At 68.4% G+C, this 19425-nt stretch carries 14 protein-coding genes; all 14 read left to right on the top strand.

The features are described from left to right. The first annotated feature begins 101 nt into the window (after positions 1 to 101). The 14 genes from rpsO (at position 102) to dapB (ending at position 19425) form a co-directional block, all read left to right on the top strand. Positions 102 to 374: a 30S ribosomal protein S15 gene (gene rpsO, locus OHB24_RS28880; protein ID WP_130379758.1), complete on the top strand. Its 273-nt coding sequence runs from the start codon at positions 102 to 104 to the stop codon at positions 372 to 374. Positions 375 to 649: 275 nt separating this feature from the next. Further along, entirely contained in the window at positions 650 to 2866 is a 2217-nt protein-coding gene (locus OHB24_RS28885; RefSeq protein WP_327634000.1) for a polyribonucleotide nucleotidyltransferase, read from the top strand. Further along, complete coding sequence (locus OHB24_RS28890) at positions 2863 to 4176, top strand: M16 family metallopeptidase (RefSeq protein WP_327634001.1); 1314 nt, start codon at positions 2863 to 2865, stop codon at positions 4174 to 4176. Before OHB24_RS28885 ends, OHB24_RS28890 begins: the two co-directional genes overlap by 4 nt. 35 nt (positions 4177 to 4211) lie before the next feature. Continuing rightward, positions 4212 to 5603 carry an FAD-binding oxidoreductase gene (locus tag OHB24_RS28895; protein WP_327634002.1) on the top strand — a complete coding sequence of 464 codons (1392 nt, stop codon included), beginning with the start codon at positions 4212 to 4214 and terminating at the stop codon, positions 5601 to 5603. Positions 5604 to 5747: 144 nt separating this feature from the next. Next, positions 5748 to 7454, top strand: a complete 1707-nt coding sequence (locus OHB24_RS28900; protein ID WP_327634003.1) for an ABC transporter ATP-binding protein — start codon at positions 5748 to 5750, stop codon at positions 7452 to 7454. Between the two features lie 269 nt (positions 7455 to 7723). After that, positions 7724 to 9328, top strand: coding sequence for an ABC transporter ATP-binding protein (locus OHB24_RS28905; RefSeq protein ID WP_327634004.1), 1605 nt, complete (start codon positions 7724 to 7726; stop codon positions 9326 to 9328). Further along, positions 9325 to 11079 (top strand): ABC transporter ATP-binding protein, encoded by a 1755-nt coding sequence (locus tag OHB24_RS28910; protein WP_327634005.1) that lies wholly within the window; start codon positions 9325 to 9327, stop codon positions 11077 to 11079. Before OHB24_RS28905 ends, OHB24_RS28910 begins: the two co-directional genes overlap by 4 nt. A 281-nt stretch (positions 11080 to 11360) precedes the next feature. Continuing rightward, entirely contained in the window at positions 11361 to 12944 is a 1584-nt protein-coding gene (locus tag OHB24_RS28915; RefSeq protein ID WP_327634006.1) for a peptide ABC transporter substrate-binding protein, read from the top strand. Continuing rightward, on the top strand, positions 12941 to 13867 hold the full coding sequence (locus OHB24_RS28920) for an ABC transporter permease (RefSeq protein WP_327634007.1): 927 nt from the start codon (positions 12941 to 12943) through the stop codon (positions 13865 to 13867). The genes OHB24_RS28915 and OHB24_RS28920 overlap by 4 nt, the downstream gene beginning before the upstream one ends. Continuing rightward, complete coding sequence (locus OHB24_RS28925) at positions 13860 to 14759, top strand: ABC transporter permease (protein ID WP_327634008.1); 900 nt, start codon at positions 13860 to 13862, stop codon at positions 14757 to 14759. Before OHB24_RS28920 ends, OHB24_RS28925 begins: the two co-directional genes overlap by 8 nt. Next, positions 14756 to 15757 (top strand): ABC transporter ATP-binding protein, encoded by a 1002-nt coding sequence (locus tag OHB24_RS28930; protein WP_327634009.1) that lies wholly within the window; start codon positions 14756 to 14758, stop codon positions 15755 to 15757. Before OHB24_RS28925 ends, OHB24_RS28930 begins: the two co-directional genes overlap by 4 nt. Continuing rightward, the gene (locus OHB24_RS28935) at positions 15757 to 16761 is read left to right on the top strand and encodes an ABC transporter ATP-binding protein (protein ID WP_327634010.1); all 1005 of its coding nucleotides are present in this window, start codon (positions 15757 to 15759) and stop codon (positions 16759 to 16761) included. The genes OHB24_RS28930 and OHB24_RS28935 overlap by 1 nt, the downstream gene beginning before the upstream one ends. A 36-nt stretch (positions 16762 to 16797) precedes the next feature. Continuing rightward, positions 16798 to 18618: a hypothetical protein gene (locus tag OHB24_RS28940; RefSeq protein WP_327634011.1), complete on the top strand. Its 1821-nt coding sequence runs from the start codon at positions 16798 to 16800 to the stop codon at positions 18616 to 18618. Between the two features lie 60 nt (positions 18619 to 18678). Continuing rightward, the gene (gene dapB, locus OHB24_RS28945) at positions 18679 to 19425 is read left to right on the top strand and encodes a 4-hydroxy-tetrahydrodipicolinate reductase (protein WP_327634012.1); all 747 of its coding nucleotides are present in this window, start codon (positions 18679 to 18681) and stop codon (positions 19423 to 19425) included.

Below are 19425 nucleotides of genomic sequence, written 5' to 3' on the forward strand. Positions count from 1 at the left end.
GACTGATACGCTGGCTGCTGCCGTCTGAACGGCCGCGGATCGAGAGTGCTCGGGTGAAGAATGCCCCGGTGCGCCGCGCAACGGAAATCGAGAGGAATCCTGTGTCATCTGTTGATGCCGCAACGAAGAAGAAGATCATGGGTGAGTACGCCCTGACCGAGGGCGACACCGGGTCCCCCGAGGTCCAGGTTGCGCTTCTGACGCACCGCATCGCTCACCTCACCGAGCACCTGAAGGAGCACAAGCACGACCACCACAGTCGTCGCGGCCTGCTGCTCCTGGTCGGTCAGCGCCGCCGGCTGCTGAACTACCTGGCGAAGAAGGACATCAACCGCTACCGGTCCCTGATCGAGCGGCTCGGCCTTCGCCGATGACTTCGCGAGGAGCGGCCCCCGGAACCCGGGTGGCCGCTCCTGGCGTATCCACGCCCTGGCGTGGCACAACTGAATATCGAATCACGTAAGACGTACGAGGCGACGCGAAGCGCGTGGCGGGACCACGACCGGTCCTCGGTAGTGGCTTTCGGGTGACACAGCACAGCTGGACACCCGCGGGCCTCGATCGAAGACCGGTATCCCGGAAGCTCGCGCCTCGCAGTCGTCACACTGTGAGAGAGGGGTATCCCGTGTCGGGATCCACACGCGCGCCCATGGAGGGCGCCGAATTCGCTGAGGCCGTCATCGACAACGGCAGCTTCGGCACCCGCACCATCCGCTTCGAGACGGGCCGTCTGGCCCAGCAGGCCGCCGGCTCCGCCGCCGCCTACCTCGACGGCGACACGATGGTGCTGTCGGCCACCACGGCCAGTAAGAAGCCCAAGGACCAGTTCGACTTCTTCCCGTTGACGGTGGACGTCGAGGAGCGGATGTACGCCGCGGGCCGCATCCCGGGCTCGTTCTTCCGCCGGGAGGGCCGTCCTTCCGAGGAGGCCATCCTGACCTGCCGGCTGATCGACCGCCCGCTGCGGCCGTCGTTCGTGTCCGGCCTGCGCAACGAGATCCAGGTCGTCATCACGGTCCTGGCGCTGAACCCGGACAAGCTGTACGACGTGCTCGCGATCAACGCGGCGTCGATGTCCACCCAGATCGCCGGGCTGCCGTTCTCGGGCCCGATCGGCGCCACCCGCGTCGCGCTGATCGGCAGCCAGTGGGTCGCGTTCCCGACCCACACCGAGCTCGAGGACGCCGTCTTCGACATGGTGGTCGCCGGTCGTGTCACCGAGTCCGGTGACGTCGCGATCATGATGGTCGAGGCCGAGTCGACCCCGACCACCTTCGACAAGGTCGCCGGTGGCGCGCAGGCGCCGACCGAGGAGATCGTCGCCGAGGGCCTCGAGGCCTCCAAGGCGTTCATCAAGACCCTCGTCGAGGCGCAGTCCGAGCTGGCGGCCAAGGCCGCGAAGCCGACCGGTGAGTTCCCGGTCTTCCCGGACTACCAGGACGACGCGTTCGCCGCGGTCGAGGCTTCCGCGAGCGAGGAGCTCGCCCAGGCGCTGACCATCGCCGGCAAGCACGAGCGCGAGGGCGCCACCGACGCGGTCAAGGCCGCCACGGTGGACAAGCTGGCCGCCGACTTCGAGGGCCGCGAGAAGGAGCTGTCCGCAGCCTTCCGCTCGCTGACCAAGAAGCTGGTCCGGCAGCGGGTGCTGAAGGAGAAGCTCCGCATGGACGGCCGCGGGCTGGCCGACATCCGGCCGCTGAAGGCGCAGATCGGCGTGCTCCCGCGGGTGCACGGCTCGGCGCTGTTCGAGCGCGGCGAGACCCAGATCATGGGTGTCACCACACTGAACATGCTCCGGATGGAGCAGCAGCTGGACACGCTCTCCCCGGAGACCCGCAAGCGCTACATGCACAACTACAACTTCCCGCCGTACTCGACCGGTGAGACCGGCCGGGTCGGTTCGCCGAAGCGTCGCGAGATCGGGCACGGCGCGCTGGCCGAGCGGGCCCTGGTGCCGGTGCTGCCGTCGCGCGAGGACTTCCCGTACGCGCTGCGTCAGGTGTCCGAGGCGCTCGGCTCGAACGGCTCCACCTCGATGGGTTCGGTCTGTGCCTCGACGCTGTCGCTGCTGAACGCCGGTGTGCCGCTGAAGGCCCCGGTCGCCGGTATCGCGATGGGTCTGATCTCCGGTGAGGTCGACGGCGAGACGCAGTACGTCGCGCTGACCGACATCCTGGGCGCGGAGGACGCGTTCGGCGACATGGACTTCAAGGTCGCCGGTACGAAGGACTTCGTCACCGCCCTGCAGCTGGACACCAAGCTGGACGGCATCCCGGCCAGCGTGCTGGCCGGTGCGCTGACCCAGGCCAAGGACGCCCGCCTGACGATCCTGGACGTGATGGCCAAGGCCATCGACGCGCCGGGTGAGATGAGCGAGTTCGCGCCGCGGGTCATCTCGGTGAAGGTCCCGGTCGACAAGATCGGCGAGGTCATCGGGCCGAAGGGCAAGATGATCAACCAGATCACCGAGGACACCGGCGCCGACATCTCGATCGAGGACGACGGCACCGTGTACATCGGCGCGACCGACGGCCCGTCGGCCGAGGCGGCCCGGGCCGCGATCAACGCGATCGCGAACCCGACCATGCCGGAGAAGGGCGAGCGCTACCTGGGCACGGTCGTGAAGACGACCAACTTCGGTGCGTTCATCAGCCTGCTGCCGGGCAAGGACGGCCTGCTGCACATCAGCAAGCTGCGTCCGCTGGCCGGTGGCAAGCGCGTCGAGGCCGTCGAGGATGTCCTCTCGGTCGGTCAGAAGCTGCAGGTCGAGATCGCCGAGATCGACGACCGCGGCAAGCTCTCGCTGATCCCGGTCATCGAGGGTGAAGAGAAGTCCGAAGAGAAGGCTGCCGAGTCCGCCGAGTGATTCGAGCAACCACCAGCACGCTGCTGAGCCCGGAGGCGGGCGGTCCGGTGAAACGGACCGTCCTGCCCTCCGGGCTTCGCGTGCTCTCCCAGTCGGTGCCGGGCTTCCGCTCGGTCACGTTCGGCCTCTGGGTCGGCGTCGGCTCCCGCGACGAGCCGGAGCAGCTGGCCGGGGCGACGCACTTCCTCGAACACCTGCTGTTCAAGGGCACCGAGCGCCGCGACGCGCTGGAGATCTCCGCCGCGATCGACGCGGTCGGCGGCGAGATGAACGCGTTCACCGGCAAGGAGTACACCTGCTACTACTCGCGGGTGCTGGACTCCGACCTGCCGCTCGCGGTCGACGTCATCTGCGACATGATCACCTCCGCCACGCTGACGAACGCTGACGTCGAGAGTGAGCGCGACGTCATCGACGAAGAGATCGCGATGCACGCCGACGAGACGTCGGACCACATCCACGACCTGTTCGCCGAGCAGCTGTGGGGCAGGTCCCCGCTCGGGCGTTCGATCACCGGTACGCCGGAATCGGTCGCCGGGCTGTCCCGCCAGCAGGTCGTGGGCTGGTACCGGCGCCGCTACAAGCCGTCCAACATCGTCGTCGCGGTGGCCGGCAACGTCGACCACGCCGACGTGGTCCGCCTGGTCCGCAAGGCGTTCGAGCGGCACTGGGTGACGGCCGAGGCCGAGCCGGCCGCTGTACGACGTGCTTCCGGCAAGACCGTTCCGACGTACGGCGGGGTGCAGGTGCACCACCGTGACGTCGAGCAGGCGCACCTGGTGCTCGGGATGCCCGGGCTGGTCCGGAGCGACGAGCGCCGCTACACCGCCGGCGTACTGCACGGGATCGTCGGCGGCGGGATGTCGTCGCGGCTGTTCCAGGAGGTGCGGGAGAAGCGCGGACTGGCGTACTCGGTGTTCTCCTTCGGTTCGGCGTACGCCGACTCGGGCATGGTCGGCGTGTACGCGGGCTGCCTGCCGAAGAAGGCCCCCGAGGTCCTGGACGTGATCCGCGGCGAGCTCGGGTCGATTGCCAGCGGCAACATCACCCCCGACGAACTGCTCCGCGGCAAGGGCCAGATGCGCGGCTCGGTCGTGATGGGCCTCGAGGACACCGGCGCCAAGATGACCCGGATCGCGAAGGCCGAACTCGTGTACGGCGAACTCCCCACCGTCGACGAGATCCTGCACCGTATCGACTCCGTCACTCTCGATGACGTGACGGCCCTGGCCGCCGACCTCTACGCCGGCACCCCCGCCCTCACCGTCATGGGCCCCTTCGAGGAAGACACCACGTCCTTCACCCTCTGATCTCCGAGGCGCATACTGGCGCCGAGGGGGCGGTCATGAGCACTGTCGCGGCGGACATCCACGCATTGAACGACCTGGCCACGGACTTTCGTGGCGACCTGATCCAGCCGGGCGACCCGGCGTACGACGAGCGCCGGAGCGTCTGGAACGGGTCGGTCGACCGTCGGCCCGGGCTGATCGCGCGCTGCACGGGAGTCGCCGACATCCGGTCCGCGCTCAAGTTCGCCGGTCGTACCGGCGGGCCGGTCGCGGTGCGGGGCGGCGGCCACAGCTTCCCCGGGCACTCGACGTGTGACGGAGGCGTGGTGGTGGACCTGGGCCTGATGAAGGGCATCCGGGTCGATCCGGTCCGGCGTACCGCGCGGGCGCAAGCGGGTGTGCTGCTCGGAGAGCTCGACCGGGAGACCCAGGCGTTCGGCCTGGCGACGCCGTCCGGGATCGTCACGCACACCGGCCTGGCCGGGCTCACGCTCGGCGGCGGGATCGGCTGGCTGATGCGCAAGTACGGGCTGAGCATCGACAACCTGCTCTCGGCCGACGTGGTCACCGCCGACGGTGAGCTGGTGACCGCGAGTGAGGATCTCAACGCCGACCTGTTCTGGGGGATCCGGGGTGGTGGCGGGAACTTCGGCATCGTGACCGAGTTCGAGTTCCAGCTGCACCCGGTCGGGCCGATCGTGTACGGCGGCATGGTCGCCTGGCCGATGGACCGGTCGCCGGACCTGATGCGCTTCTACCGGGACTGGATCACCGGTATCCCCGACGAGCTCACCACCGCGGTGATCCATCGCCGGTTGCCGTCCACCGCAACGATCCCGGCTGAGCTGCACGGCTTGCCGGTGGTGGCGATCGTCGCCTGCTATGCCGGGCCGGTCGAGGACGGCGAGAAGGTGGTGGCCCCGCTGAAGGCGTTCGCGCCGCCGCTGCTGGATCTGGTGACGCCGCAGCCATACCTGCAACTGCAGGCGATGCTCGACCCCGGCTTCCCGCACGGCCGTTGGTACTACATCCGCGCCGGCGACGTGGCCGAACTGTCCGACGAGGTGATCGACGTGGCCGTGGACCGCGGTCACGCCATCGATTCGCCGTACACCGCGTTCCCGATCTTCCACCTCGGCGGCGCGATCTCGCGGGTGCCGGCCGACAGTACGGCGTTCGGCGGCCGGACGAGCGGGCATACCTTCAACTTCGTCGGCGCGACCGACGGGCCGCAAGGGTTCGAGACCCAACGCGAGTGGGTCCGCGACTCCTGGCGCGCACTCGAGCCGCACCTGGCCGGCGTGTACCTCAACTTCCTGAGCAACGAGGGCACCGAACGGATCCGCTCCGCGTACGGCGCCGCGACGTACGACCGCCTGCAGACGCTCAAACGTCAGTACGACCCGGGCAACGTCTTCCACTTGAACCAGAACGTCCCACCGCACTAACCTGCGGGGAGTTGTGTCGCGTCACCACGTGATCTGCCTCTGGATTCCACTCTGAACGGGATCGCACGCATTTGACGGCCGATGTGCCGCACTGGATCGACCCAGTGCGGTTTGGCCTGCCGTCATGCGAAAGAGGATCACCCCGTGCTGGATGCGTTTCGTACTGCCCGTGACTCATTGATCGATGCCGTCCGGATCACCCCGGGATGGCTCGCGACGTACTCGGTTCTCCAACTACTGCTGGCCGTTCTGCCTGGCGCACAGGTCGTGCTGATCCGCGAGCTGGTCGACAGCGGTGACGTCTGGCGTCCGCTGCTCGGGCTGACCGTGGTGGTCGGGTCGATGTATCCGCTGACCCAGGTGTCGAACGGCGTCGGCCAGCGGATGATGCTGCGTCTCCGGCTCGAGCTGCGGGTCGAGCTTGCCCGCGTCGCCGCCCGGCTGAGCCCGAGCCGGCTGGCCGAGCCCGAGACGGTCCGCGACCTGGAGGCGAGTCAGACCGCGACGCACCCGATGAGCGACGTGGCCGGCAAGCCTGTGCAATTGCTCAGCGCGGCGGCGACGTCCGTCGTCCTGTGCGTGGCGATCGCGTCGATCAACCTGGTCTCCGGGCTGCTGGTGCTCGCCGCGTTGGCGCCGACAGTTCTCGCGTTCACGTTGATCTCGCGGATGGAGGCGAAGGGCTGGCCGCGAGTCGCCGAGCATGAGCGCAGGGCGGCGTACGCGACCGAGCAACTGATCCAGCAACGCCCGGGGACTGAGCTGGCCGTGCTCGGATCTGGATGGAAGGTTGCCGACGTGGTCGCCGGTGGTCGTGCGACAGCAACTTGGATCCTGGATCGGATGATCCGTACGGCGCTGTTGTACGAGCTGGGTGCGGCGCTGGTCACGGTGCTGCTCTTCGGGGGTGCGCTGATCGCCTTGGTGCGCGGCGGTGCGACCGGGGGAGCGGCGGCTGCGGCGGTGGCCGGCACGATCACCGGGCTGAACGCGATTCGTCAGTGTGGGTACGCGTTCGGCAGTATCGTCACCGCGGCTCCGCAGGCCGCGATCTACCGGCGTTTCGTGCGGAGCGTGCACACCGGTCCCCGCCGCGCAGTGGTTCGGCAGGTCGATTCCGTTGCCTTGGACAACGTCACGTTCGGCTACCCGGGCGCGGCCGAGCCGACTCTTCGCGACGTGTCCATCGAAGCCCACCGGGGCGAGATGGTCGCGTTGGTCGGCGTGAACGGGGCGGGCAAGTCGACAGCGATCAACCTGCTGGTCGGCTCGTTGAGCCCTGAGAGCGGGAGGGTGCTGATCGACGGAGCAGACGCCGACGCGCTGGCCGAGCACGAGCGGCTCGCGCACTTCGGCCTGCTGGTACAGGAGTTCGGACGCTTCGAGTTCACCCTCCGGGACGCCGTCGGCCTCGGTGCGCCGAACGCCGTTGCGGACGAGGACATCCGCGACGCACTGACCGGCACCTTCGCCGCCGGCCTCCCGCTGGACACCCAGCTCGGGCAGCAATGGGGCGGCACCGGCATCTCCGGAGGTCAGTGGCAGCGCCTGGCACTGGCGCGGATCCGGCTGCGCGACGCCGGCGTCTGGATCCTCGACGAACCGACCTCCGCCATCGACGCCGAGGCGGAGCACGAGATCTTCACCGACCTACGCCGTACCAGCGCCGACCGCATCACGATCGTCGTCTCGCACCGAGCCTGGACCCTCCGCGAGATGGACCGCATCTACGTCATCGACAACGGCACAGTCGCCCAGCAAGGAACGTACGACGAACTGATGGCCGACCCCACCACCCGCTTCCCCCGCCTCTTCGCCACCCAGAACCTCACCCATACCTCGCGCGGATGACGGGTTGTTTGATCGCTGGCCTCCTACAACCCGCCAGTGGTGACATAAGCCGCTAGCCGCTAGACGTGGCGGGGGTGGCCCGGCGGGTGTTGTTGACTGGGGCGGTGAGTGGGCTTTGGCGGTTTGCAGCTGTTGCCTGGGGGGCGGGGCGCGGGCTGTCTGTGCTCGTGGTGGTGACGGTTGGGGTGGCGGCTGCGGCGCCGGTGGGGACTGTGGTGGCGCTGGGGCAGGTTGTTGCGGGGGTTGCTCGGGGGGATAGGGCTCACGCGGTGGGGTGGGCTGTGGTTGCTGGTGCGTGTTTGTTGCTGCAATGGGTTGGTGGGTCTCTGCAGCGGGCGGCGGCGACCGCGTTGGGGGAGCGGGCCGATGCGCTGCTGCAGCACGAGTTGATGAAGGCTGTGGCCGCGCCGAGTGGCGTGCGGCACTTGGAGGATCCTGCGACGGCGGCGCTCGTCGAGGTCGGGCGTGACACCTTGCGGGCGGACTGGGCGCGGCCTGGCCGGCTCGCGAGCACGATCGGCGGTCTGGCCACCGGGCGGATCATTCTGCTGGCCTCGGGCATCATCCTCGCCGGTTTCCACTGGTGGCTCGGCGCGGGTTTGCTCGTGGCCGGCGTGTGGGCGGCGTACGAGGACCGGGTCGCATCTCGCACCGAAGCGGGGCACCACTATGGCGCCACCGAGTCGGCCCGCCGGATGCGGTACTTCAACGATCTGGGAACCACCCCGCCGGCCGCCAAGGAGATCCGCCTGTTCGGACTGCCGGACTTCGTAGTCGGCCGGCACGGGGAGACTTGGACCGCGACGATGCAGCGAGTCCTGACCCCGGCCGGCCGTCGTCCGCTGATTGCCACGGCATTCCTGGGCGTTGTCGTGCTCGGCGGCATCGTGCTCGTGGTCCGCGAGGCGATGGCCGGACGCCTCGCCGCCGGCCCGACCGCGACGTACGTCCAGACGTTCCTCGTCGCGTTGGGCGGCATCCAGCAGTCGTCCTGGTCCGGCCTGCAGACAGAGCTGGCCCTCGCAACCCTCGACCGGTACGACGAGGCGATGCGAGCGATCGCGCCGCCAGCCGCGCCCGCCGACCGTGGATCGCAGCCGGCCACCGGGATGCCGGAACGGGAGATCGCCTTCCACAACGTGTCTTTCAGCTATCCGGGCACGAGCCGTCGGGTACTGAAGGACCTCGATCTGGTGATTCCAGCCGGGCAATCGCTCGCGGTCGTCGGCGCGAACGGCGCCGGGAAGACCAGCCTGGTCAAGCTGCTCTGCGGCCTGTACGAACCAAACGAAGGTTCCGTCCTGATCGACGGCGTCCAGTTGCAAGACCTCGACACCGACGATTGGCGGCGCAGGCTGGCGGTCGTGTTCCAGCAGCCCGTGCGGCTGCCGATGTCGGCGTACCGCAATGTCCGTTTCGGCCGTGGTGATGCAGACATCGAGGTCGCAGTCGAGCGGGCTGGAGCGAAGACCGTTGTCGAGGCGCTGCCGAACGGCTGGGAGACGGTGCTCTCCGCGGAGTTCGACGGCGGTGTCGAGCTGTCTGGCGGAGAGTGGCAACGGCTGGGCCTCGCCAGAGCGCTGTACGCCGTCCAACAGGGCTCGTCCGTACTGGTACTGGACGAGCCGGCCGCGCACCTGGACGCCCGGTCCGAGGCGGAGCTGTACCGGCGTTTCCTCGACCTGACCGCCGGGCTGACCACAATCCTGATCTCGCACCGCTTCTCCACAGTGCGCCAGGCCTCGTCCATCGTCGTACTCGACGAAGGCAGGGTGATCGAGCAGGGATCGCACGACGAGCTGCTCCAGCGAGACGGTACCTACGCCCACCTGTTCCGCCTTCAAGCGGCTCGCTTCGACGGAGGCCCGGAATGAAGTCATGGGTCGCCACCGCGCGTCTACTGATCGGACTCGGCTGGGAGATCGGTCCGGGCCTGTTCACGCTCTACACCGTCGTCACGATGTCGAGTTTCGTCAGCCCGTTGCTCGTCGCGCTCGGCGTACGGCCACTGGTCGACGGCGTCGTGTCCGGCGAACCGCGCCAGGTAGTTGCCGGAGGCATCGCGGTCGCCGTTGGACTGACCTTCGTGCTGGTGGCCCCGATCGGCTATCGCTGGGCGACGATCAGGATGCGCGAGCGCTCCAGCTTCGTCGCCGAGCGCAGAGTACTGAGGCTGGCCGCGGGTGCGCCGCAGATCCAGCACTTCGAGCGACCCGAGTTCCTGGACCGGCTGCAGACGCTGCGACGGGAGGCGCCGGACCTCGCGGACAGCGTCACGATGCCGTTCATCGGCCTGTTCGTCGTGGCCCAGCTGGTGATCAGCACGGTCCTGCTGGCAGACCTGAAGCCGGTGCTGGTGGTCCTCCCACTGGTCGCGATTCCCTCGCTGTGGTTGAGCCGCCGGGCCGAACGGATTCGCAGAAAATCAGAGCTGGAGGCAGCTCCGCAGCGGCGGCTCGCCCAGCAACTCTTCATGCTGTCGGTCGCTCCGACATCGGCACAGGAGCTGCACGTCGCCTCGATGGGCGATGAGCTGCTCCATAGCCACCGCGAGGCCGCGGACAAGGCCAACACAATCGCCCACCAGGCGCTCTTCCGATCGGTCCTGATCGGGTCCGTCGGCTGGGCCGTGTTCCCGCTCGCGTACGTCGGCGCACTGGTGCTGATCCTTCACGAGGCGAGTGTCACCCCAGGCGACGTGGCCCTGGCGCTCGCCCTTGCCGGCGCCGTGGTGAGTGCGGCGAACCGTGTCCTCGACCTGGCAGGCACCGTACTGCGGGTGCGCACAACGGCCGAGCACTACTTCTGGCTCGCGCAGCAGGCCCAAACCGAACCAGGCAACGCGCCGACACCGGATCGTCTGGTGCACGGCATCGAACTGAAACAGGTCACCTTCGGGTACGGCGCGGACGATCGCCTCGCACTCCCCGGGACCGACCTGTTCCTCCCCGCCGGCCACACGGTCGCCATCGTCGGCGAGAACGGCGCGGGCAAGTCGACCCTGGTCAAACTCCTCACCGGCATGTACCGGCCCGCCACGGGAACGCTGCTCGTGGACGGAGTCGATCTCGCCACGATGGACCTCGAGCAGTACCGGCAGAAGGTCAGCGCCGGCTTCCAGGACTTCGTCAGGTACCAGCTGACCGTCGGCGAGGCTGTAGCAGTCGGCGGACTGTCCGAGCCGCCGGACCAGGTGCGAACCGCTCTCAGCAAGGCGGATGCGAGCTTCGTGGACACGCTGCCGCAGGGCCTCGACACCCAACTCGGTACGTCGTGGGTCGACGGCGTCGAACTCTCCGGCGGGCAATGGCAGAAGCTGGCGATCGCCCGAGCACTCGTCCGGCCGGCGCCGCTGCTGATGATCATGGACGAGCCGAGCGCGTCGCTGGACCCGCAGACCGAGGCGGCCGTCTTCGACCGGTTGGCCGCCGAGGCGCGGGCCGGACGGGCCGACGGGCGGGTCACGTTGCTCATCTCACATCGCTTCTCCACCGTGCGCTCCGCGGACCTGATCGTGGTACTGGAGAACGGCCGTGTGACCGAGCGCGGTACGCACGACGAGTTGATGGCGCGCGACGGGATGTATGCGGAGCTTTACCGTCTGCAAGCGGCCGGCTACCGGTAAGTGCGCAACTGTGCGCAGCGGCGAGTTTTGACCAGATCTGACCTGTCATCTGATGACTCTGGCGTACTGATCTGATTAAGTGGGTGCTCGCTCCGCCTGTGAGGGCTGGTCATCTGAGGTCTTGGCAAAGTAACGCCTGAGTTACACGCCGCCGCTTTGCGCCTGACAACGTTGACATGTGCAGTTTCGACCAGCCACCATGACGCTTGATCCGCCCGCCTAGCGGCCCTCCCGCCGAGGAAGTTGGTTTGACCGTGCGACGTCTGACTGGGGTAGTGGGGGTGGCACTGGGATTGGCTCTGGTGCTCGCCTCGTGTGGAGACGGGAAGAGCAGCGGCTCCGGCAGCGGCTCGGGCAGCAAGAGCGAGGTCATCGCGATCGCTGCCGACCCGCTGGAGTACATCAACCCGCTGAACGAGAACGGCAGTCCCGGCATCCAGGTCGCGATGGCGATGTTCGCCCCGCTGGTGACCACGGACCCGGAGACCGGCAAGCTGCAGAACGTGATGGCCGACTCGGTCACGCCGGACAAGACCAGCCAGACCTGGACGATCAAACTCAAGGCCGGCAACACGTTCCAGAACGGCCAGCCGCTGACCGCGAAGGACTACGTGGACAGCTGGAACCTGACCGCGATGGGCTCGAACGCCTGGAAGAACAACGGCTTCTTCTCCAAGGTCGAGGGGTACGACGCGCTGAACCCGCCGACCCCGGACGGCGCCACGCCGAAGCCGACCGCGGTGAAGACGCTGAGCGGTCTGAAGCAGATCGACGACCTGACCTTCTCGGTCAAGCTGAAGGTGCCGTTCTCGCAGTTCGGCCTGACGCTGCAGTACCTCGGCCTCGCCCCGCTGCCGGAGGAAGTGCGGAAGAACCCGGACGCGTACAAGCGCAAGCCGATCGGCAACGGCCCGTTCAAGCTCGCCGCCGACTGGAACGCCGGTGACGACATCAAGCTGGCCAAGTGGGACGGCTACAAGGGCTCGCTGGTACCGCAGGCCGACGAGATCACGTACCGGTTCATCCCGAACGCGGACACGGCGTACAACGAGTTCCTGGCCGGGAACGTGGACTTCGTCGACGTGCCGTCGACCAAGGTGAAGAGCTTCAAGACCGACGCCCCGGACCAGTGGGTGACCAGCATCAGCTCCGGCGCCAACTACCTGGTGATCCCGGCGTGGGACCCGCGGTTCAAGAACCCGAAGCTGCGGCACGCGTTCTCGGAGGCGATCGACCGGAAGGCGTTCGCCGACCTCGTCGGCCTGTCCGAGCCGGCCAAGGGTCTGGTCGCGCCGGACATGGCCGGGTACCGCGACAACGCCTGCAAGTACTGCGATTTCGACGCCGCGAAGGCCAAGCAGCTGCTGGCGGAGGCCGGCGGTTTCTCCGGCACGCTGAACATCAGCTACAGCACCACGTCGGCGACCGGCCAGATCTTCGCCGAGGCGATCGGCAACATGTTGCGGCAGAACCTCGGCCTGCAGGTGAAGTACACCGGCAAGCAGGGTTCGGAGATCACCGAGCTGGCCAACTCCCGCAAGCTGGACGGTCTGCGGTTCGGCGGCTGGGGTCACGACTACCCGTCGATCGAGGACTACCTGACGCCGATGTTCAAGTCCAACGGTGACGCGAACTTCGCCAACTACGCCAACCCGGCGCTGGACGCCGTACTGGCCAAGGGCGACGCCGAGCCGGACCCGGACAAGGCGATCAAGCTGTACCAGCAGGCCGAGGACATCGCGCTCGAGGACATGCCGCTGATCCCGCTCTACACGAAGTCGAACGCGTACCTGCACTCGGCGAAGATCGAGCCGCGGGTCTCGAAGTTCGTCGGTGTGTCGGCGCTCTGGGCAACTTTCAAGTGATCCGTTTCATCCTGCGCCGTGCACTGGCGGCGGTACCGATCGGTGTGCTGGTGACGCTGGGGGTCTTCGCGCTCGTCTTCGCGATGCCCGGGGACCCCCTGCGGGAACTGGCCGGCGACAAGCCGATCCCCGCCGCGGTGCTGGCCGCCAAGCGCGCGCAGTACCACCTGAACGATCCCTTCATCGTCCAGTACCTGCTGAGTATGAAGGACATCCTCACCGGTCATTTCGGTACGACGTTCGCGGGCGCGGACATCGCCGACCAGCTCCGGCTGCGGATCCCGGTGACGCTGAAGCTGACGCTGCTGGCGAACGCCGTCCAGTGGACGCTGGGGCTGTTCTTCGGTATCTACGCCGGCTTCAAGCGCAACGGCTGGGTCGACCGGTCGTTGCTGCTGGCAACACTTGTGCTGCTCGCGGTGCCCGGACTGGTGGCGTACTTCGCCGCGCAGTACCTGTTCGGGGTCGAGCTGAAGTGGTTCCCGGTGTCCGGTGTGCTGGAAGGGTTCCCGCGCTCGTACCTGCTGCCCGCGCTGGTGATCGGCGTCCTCGGGTTCGCCGGGCTGGCCCGGCTGCTGCGGACGTCGATCGTGGAGACGGTGAACGCCGACTTCGTGAAGACCGCGCGGGCCAAGGGGCTCGGCGAGCAGCGGGTGCTGTGGCGGCACATCCTGCCGAACGCGCTGCTGCCGGTGGTCACGTTCATCGGGCTCGACCTGGCCGGCATGTTCGGCGGCGCGATCATCACCGAGAGCATCTTCAACCTGCCCGGGCTCGGTCAGTTCATGTTCCAGGCGATCAAGCTGAAGGAGGGCGGCGTCGTGGTGCTGCTGTCCACGCTCGCGTTCATCTCGTTCATCCTGATCAACCTGCTGATCGACCTTCTGTACGGCGTCCTGGATCCGAGGGTGCGCAATGTCTGAACAGATCACCGCTGCGGTCGGCGCCGAGGCGCAGGAAATCGGCGACGGCCGCGCCCTGTCCAACCGCGAGTTGCTCCGGGCCCTGCTGCGCAAGCCGCAGTTCATCGTGTGCAGCCTGCTGCTGCTCGCCTTCTTCACGATGGCGGCGGTGCCGAAGCTGTTCACATCCGCCGATCCGCGGTTCTGCGAGCTGGCCAAGAGCCGGCAGGGCCGCAGCTCGGGGCACCCGTTCGGGTTCGACATCCAGGGCTGCGACTACTTCGCGAACGTCATCTACGGCGCGCGACCGTCGGTGCTGGTCAGCATCTGCGCGAGTTTCGGCGTGTTCGTGCTGGCCGGCTCGCTCGGCCTGCTGGCCGGGTACTTCCCGGGTTTTGTGGACGGCCTGATCTCGCGGACCGCCGACGTACTGTTCTCGATCCCCGGCATCGTGGTGCTGATCGTGATCCTGAACTCGGTCGCGAACCGGAGTATCTGGATCATCGTCGGCGTCATCCTGCTGATCGGCTGGCCGGGCGGGATGCGGCTGATGCGGGCCACGGTCTTCTCGGTCCGCAACCGCGAGTACGTCCTGGCGGCCCGGTCGATCGGCGTGCCGCCGGTCCGGATCCTGCGCAAACATGTGTTCCCGAACGCGATGGCGCCGCTGCTGGCGATGACCACACTCGGCATCGGCGGCATGGTCGGGCTCGAGGCCGCGCTGACGTTCCTCGGGGTCGGGCTGCAACCGCCGTCGATCTCGTGGGGCTCGCAGTTCGGCGTCGCGGCGTCGTACCGGGACACCCCGCACCTGTTCATCTGGCCGGCGTTGTTCATCTCCACGATGACGATCTCGTTCATGATCATCGGCGACTCGATCCGGGACGCCCTCGACCCGAAACTCATGCGATGACTGCCACTGGTGAAGTACTGCTCAAGGTCGACAATCTGTCGGTCGAGTTCGACACGCCGCACGGGCCGGTGCGGGCCGTGGACGGGGTGTCCTGGCAGGTGCGGGCGGGGGAGATGCTGGCGATCCTGGGCGAGTCCGGGTCCGGGAAGAGCGTCTCGACGCAGGCGCTGACCGGGATCCTGGAGATGCCGCCGGGCCGGATCGTGTCCGGTACGGCGGAGTACCGCGGCGCGGACCTGATCCAGATGACCACCAGGGAACGGCGCCGGATCGTCGGCGACCGGATCACGATGGTGTTCCAGGACTCGCTGTCGGCGCTGAACCCGGTGCAGTCGGTCGGGACCCAGATCGCCGAGTGCTACCGGGTCCACCGCGGGATGTCGAAGCGGGACGCGATGAAGAAGGCCGCGGAGATGCTCGACCAGGTGCGGATCCCGGCCGCGGCGAACCGGGTGCGGGACTACCCGCACGAGTTCTCCGGCGGGATGCGGCAGCGCGTGATGCTGGCGATGGCGCTCGCGCTGGATCCCGACGTACTGATCGCCGACGAGCCGACCACGGCGCTCGACGTGACCGTGCAGGCGCAGATCCTGGAATTGATCGCCGAACTGCAGGCCGAGCGGGACATGGGCGTGGTGCTGATCACGCATGACCTCGGCGTGGTCTCGGACGTCGCCGACAACGTCGTCGTGATGTACGCCGGCCACGTGGTCGAGCGGGCCGCGACGGCCGAGGCCCTCGAACATCCCGTACACCCTTACACCGAAGGGCTGCTGGGCTCCATGCCGTCGGCCGACCTCAAGGGCCGGGAGCTGCCGACGATCCCGGGTACGCCGCCGTCGCTGCGGGCGATCCCGTCCGGCTGCGCGTTCCGGCCCCGGTGCCCGATCGCGGTCGACGACTGCGCGGCCGAGGTGCCGCCGTTGCTGACCATCGCGCCCGGCCGTGAGGCCGCGTGCATCCGGCGTACGTCGCTAGCGGCGAAGGAGGCTGTCTAATGGCCGAAGAGTTGCTGGTGGCAACGAACGTCGTGAAGCACTACGACATCAGCCCGGCGCTGAACTTCGGCGCCAAGACCGTCGTCCGGGCGGTCGACGGCGTCGACGTGACGCTGCGCAAGGGTGAGTCGCTCGGCATCGTCGGCGAGTCCGGCTGCGGGAAGTCGACGCTGGTCCGGCTGCTCGCCGCGCTGGAGAAGCCGACGTCGGGCCGGATCGAGTACGGCGGTGTGGACGTCAGCAAGCTCCGGGGCCGCGAGCTGCGGCGCTGGCGGCGCAACGTCCAGGTGGTGTTCCAGGACCCGTACTCCAGCCTGAACCCGCGGATGCGGGTCGGCGAGATCGTCGCCGAGCCGTTCGAGGTGCACCCGGACGTCGGCAAGGGCACTAAGGGTTTCGACATCCGGACCCGGGTCCGCGAGCTGCTCGAGCTGGTCGGTCTGCGGCCCGAGGACGAGACGAAGTTCCCGCACCAGTTCTCCGGTGGACAGCGGCAGCGGATCGGGATCGCGCGGGCGATCGCACTCAACCCCGACGTACTGCTGTGCGACGAGCCGGTGTCGGCGCTCGACCTGTCGGTGCAGGCGCAGGTGGTGAACCTGTTGATGCGGCTGCAGCGCGAGCTCGGCCTGAGCATCATCTTCGTCGCCCACGACCTGTCCGTCGTCCGGCACGTCTCCGACCGGGTCGCGGTCATGTACCTCGGCAAGGTCGCCGAGCTGGGCGAGCACCAGCACGTGTACGACGTACCCGCGCATCCGTACACGCAGGCGCTGCTGTCCGCCGAGCCCGGTCTGGCGCGCCAGGGCCGGCAGCGGATCGTGCTGGCCGGTGACCCGCCGTCACCGGTCATGCCGCCGTCCGGATGCCGGTTCCACACCCGATGCCTGCGGGCGGAGGCAAAGTGCAGCACCGACGTACCCGAGCTCCGGGAGATCATGTCCGGCCAGACCGTCTCGTGCCACTTCGCGGAGGATGCGCAAACGGCGTACTCAACCGCGTGAGGGATAGCCGTGGGGTGATGGCCTAGGGTTGCGGCCGTGAGTACGGTTTCCTCGGCAGGCAGACGGTTCGTCCTGCTCACCGGGGTCATCGTCGTCGCCGGCGGGCTGGCGGCGTGGTGGATTCTCACCGCGGGCCGGGCCGCCAACGAGGGTTTCGACATCACGGACGAGGGCTACTACCTGCTCTCGTACCGGTGGTGGGACAGCAACCCGCTGGCGTTGACCGGCGTGCAGTACCTGTACGGCCCGGTGTTCGAGTGGTTCGGGTACGACATCGTGAAACTCCGGTTCTTCCGGCTGTTCACCGTGGTCGTCGTACACCTCGGCTTCGGCTACAGCTTCATGCGCTGGCTGCGTGGGCGACGGCCGGGGTTGCCGCCCACCCGGCTGTGGGAGGCCGCGGGTGCGGCGGTCGTGCTCGCCGCCGGTGGGATGTGTTACAGCTGGCTGCCGCAGTCGCCCGGCTACAACGATGTGGTGCTGCTCGGTGCGTTCACGTTGGTGTCCTGCGTGCTGTGGATGGCGACCGCGGTCGATCGCGGTACGCCGGTCCCGTACTGGATCCTCGTCGTCGCCGGCCTGGTGATCGGCGTGATGGTGCTGGCCAAGTGGACCTCGGTCGTGGTGATCGGGCTGATCGTGATCACCGCGGTCGTCGTACTGGCCGGTCAGGGTCGGCGAGCCGTTGCCCGCGGCATCCTTTTCGCGCTCGGCGGGCTCGCCCTCGTGGCGCTCGTCGTGCAGCTCTTCGTCGTCCGGCTGAACGTGGCGGTGCCGGGGATCCTCGACGTCAACAAGTTCATCGCCGGTACGTCGTACTCGCCGGCCGAGCTGCTGCACCTCTACTGGTCCAGCACGCTCAAACTGATCGGTCAGACACTGGCCGCGCACGGTCTGCTGCTCCTCGCGACAGCCGTCACGGTCGTCGCCCGCTGGCGCAGGCTCCGGATCGTCGCCGCGATTCTCGCCCTGGCGGCACTGATCCTGTCCGTACGGCGGGTTGTCGTCGACGGCGGCGCGGTCGGCGGCTCGCAACACATCCCGATGTACGCCGAAACGCTGCTGGCCGCCGTACTGGTCGCCGTCGTGGCCGCGGCCGGCGCCGTGATCGCGGGCCGCGCCGGCGTCACGCCCCGCTCCCGGTTGAGCCGCGAGAACACGCGGACGTGGGTGATCCTCACACTGCTGGTGCTGCTGCCACTCGTGCAGGCGTTCGGCACGAACACCCCGCTCTTCACGATCGGCTTCAACGCGTTCGCGGCCTGGGCCGCGGTCATGATCGCCGTACTGACCGGCATCTGGGCGACGCCGATCGTGGCGCGGGTGACGGTCGGCCTGGTGCTGGTCGGGTCCCTGGTCGCGACCTCGACGATCGCGTACACGGGCCTGTTCCGGTATCCGTACCGCTCCGTCGGCCACTCGCAGCTGACCGCGGCCGCGACGATCCCCGCGTTGGACGGCATGTACCTCTCGCCGCCGGCCGAGGAGAACCTGAGCCGCCTGGCCGCCGACCTCCGCCCGTACACCGAGCCGCCCGGCCGGCCGATGCTCGCCTTCGACAAGATGGCCGGCCTGGTGCTGGTGCTCGGCGGCCGTCCGCTCGGCGAGGCCTGGATCGCACCGAAGGAGCGCGAGCGGACCGCCGCCGGTGTCGAGGAGGTCTGCCGGAAGGAGCGCCCGTCCAGGCCGCCGCTCGTCATCCTGAACCGGGAGATCTCGGACCTGGAGATCAACGCCCTGCGCAGTTGCGGGCTGGACTTCCACGCGGACTACGCACAGCTGGCGCCCGCGCGGGAGACGATCGGCCTGGAGGTCTGGATCCCGAAGGCCGAGCGGTCCACCCAACCGGCCGGATGAGATCCTGAACCCTGAATCCGGACAGACTGTTCCCTCGATCGGGGGAAGAAAGGGTGTCGCATGATCAAGGTCGGTGTCCTGGGAGCCAAGGGCAGGATGGGCGCTCAGACGTGCCTCGCGGTCGAGGAGGCTGCCGATTGTGAGCTGGTCGCGCAGCTCGACCAGGGCGACGCGCTCGACGCGCTGACCGAGGCCGGCGCCGCGGTCGTCGTCGACTTCACCCGGCCCGAGGTCGTGATGGACAACCTGGCCTGGTGCATCGAGCACGGCATCCACGCGGTCGTCGGCACCACCGGTTTCGACGACGAGCGGCTCGCGACCCTGCGCTCGCAGCTCGCTGCCGGCCCGCAGACCGGCGTGCTGATCGCGCCGAACTTCTCGATCGGCGCCGTGCTGATGATGCAGTTCGCCGCGAAGGCCGCGCCGTACTACGAGTCCGTCGAGATCGTCGAGCTGCACCACCCGGACAAGGTGGACGCTCCGTCCGGCACGGCCCGGCGTACGGCGGAACTGATCGCGGACGCCCGCCGCGAGGCCGGCTCCGGCCCGATCCCGGACGCCACCACGACGGCGCTCGACGGCGCCCGCGGCGCGGACGTCGACGGGATCCGGGTGCACGGCGTCCGGCTGCGCGGCCTGATCGCGCACCAGGAGGTGCTGTTCGGCGACGAGGGTGAGACGCTGACGATCCGGCACGACTCGATGGCCCGGGTCTCGTTCATGGCCGGCGTCCTGCTCGGCGTCCGGCGGATCGGCGACGCGCCCGGTCTGACGGTCGGGCTCGAGCACTTCATGGACCTCTCCTGA

The organism is Kribbella sp. NBC_00482 (assembly GCF_036013725.1).
Classification (GTDB): Bacteria; Actinomycetota; Actinomycetes; order Propionibacteriales; family Kribbellaceae; genus Kribbella.

What these genes read in the sequence shown, in the direction of transcription:
- OHB24_RS28885 (WP_327634000.1), top strand. Translation starts at nt 650, where the DNA reads ATGGAGGGCGCCGAATTCGCTGAGGCCGTCATCGACAACGGCAGCTTC.
- OHB24_RS28895 (WP_327634002.1), top strand. Translation starts at nt 4,212, where the DNA reads ATGAGCACTGTCGCGGCGGACATCCACGCATTGAACGACCTGGCCACG.
- OHB24_RS28910 (WP_327634005.1), top strand. Translation starts at nt 9,325, where the DNA reads ATGAAGTCATGGGTCGCCACCGCGCGTCTACTGATCGGACTCGGCTGG.
- OHB24_RS28925 (WP_327634008.1), top strand. Translation starts at nt 13,860, where the DNA reads ATGTCTGAACAGATCACCGCTGCGGTCGGCGCCGAGGCGCAGGAAATC.
- OHB24_RS28930 (WP_327634009.1), top strand. Translation starts at nt 14,756, where the DNA reads ATGACTGCCACTGGTGAAGTACTGCTCAAGGTCGACAATCTGTCGGTC.
- OHB24_RS28935 (WP_327634010.1), top strand. Translation starts at nt 15,757, where the DNA reads ATGGCCGAAGAGTTGCTGGTGGCAACGAACGTCGTGAAGCACTACGAC.
- dapB (WP_327634012.1), top strand. Translation starts at nt 18,679, where the DNA reads ATGATCAAGGTCGGTGTCCTGGGAGCCAAGGGCAGGATGGGCGCTCAG.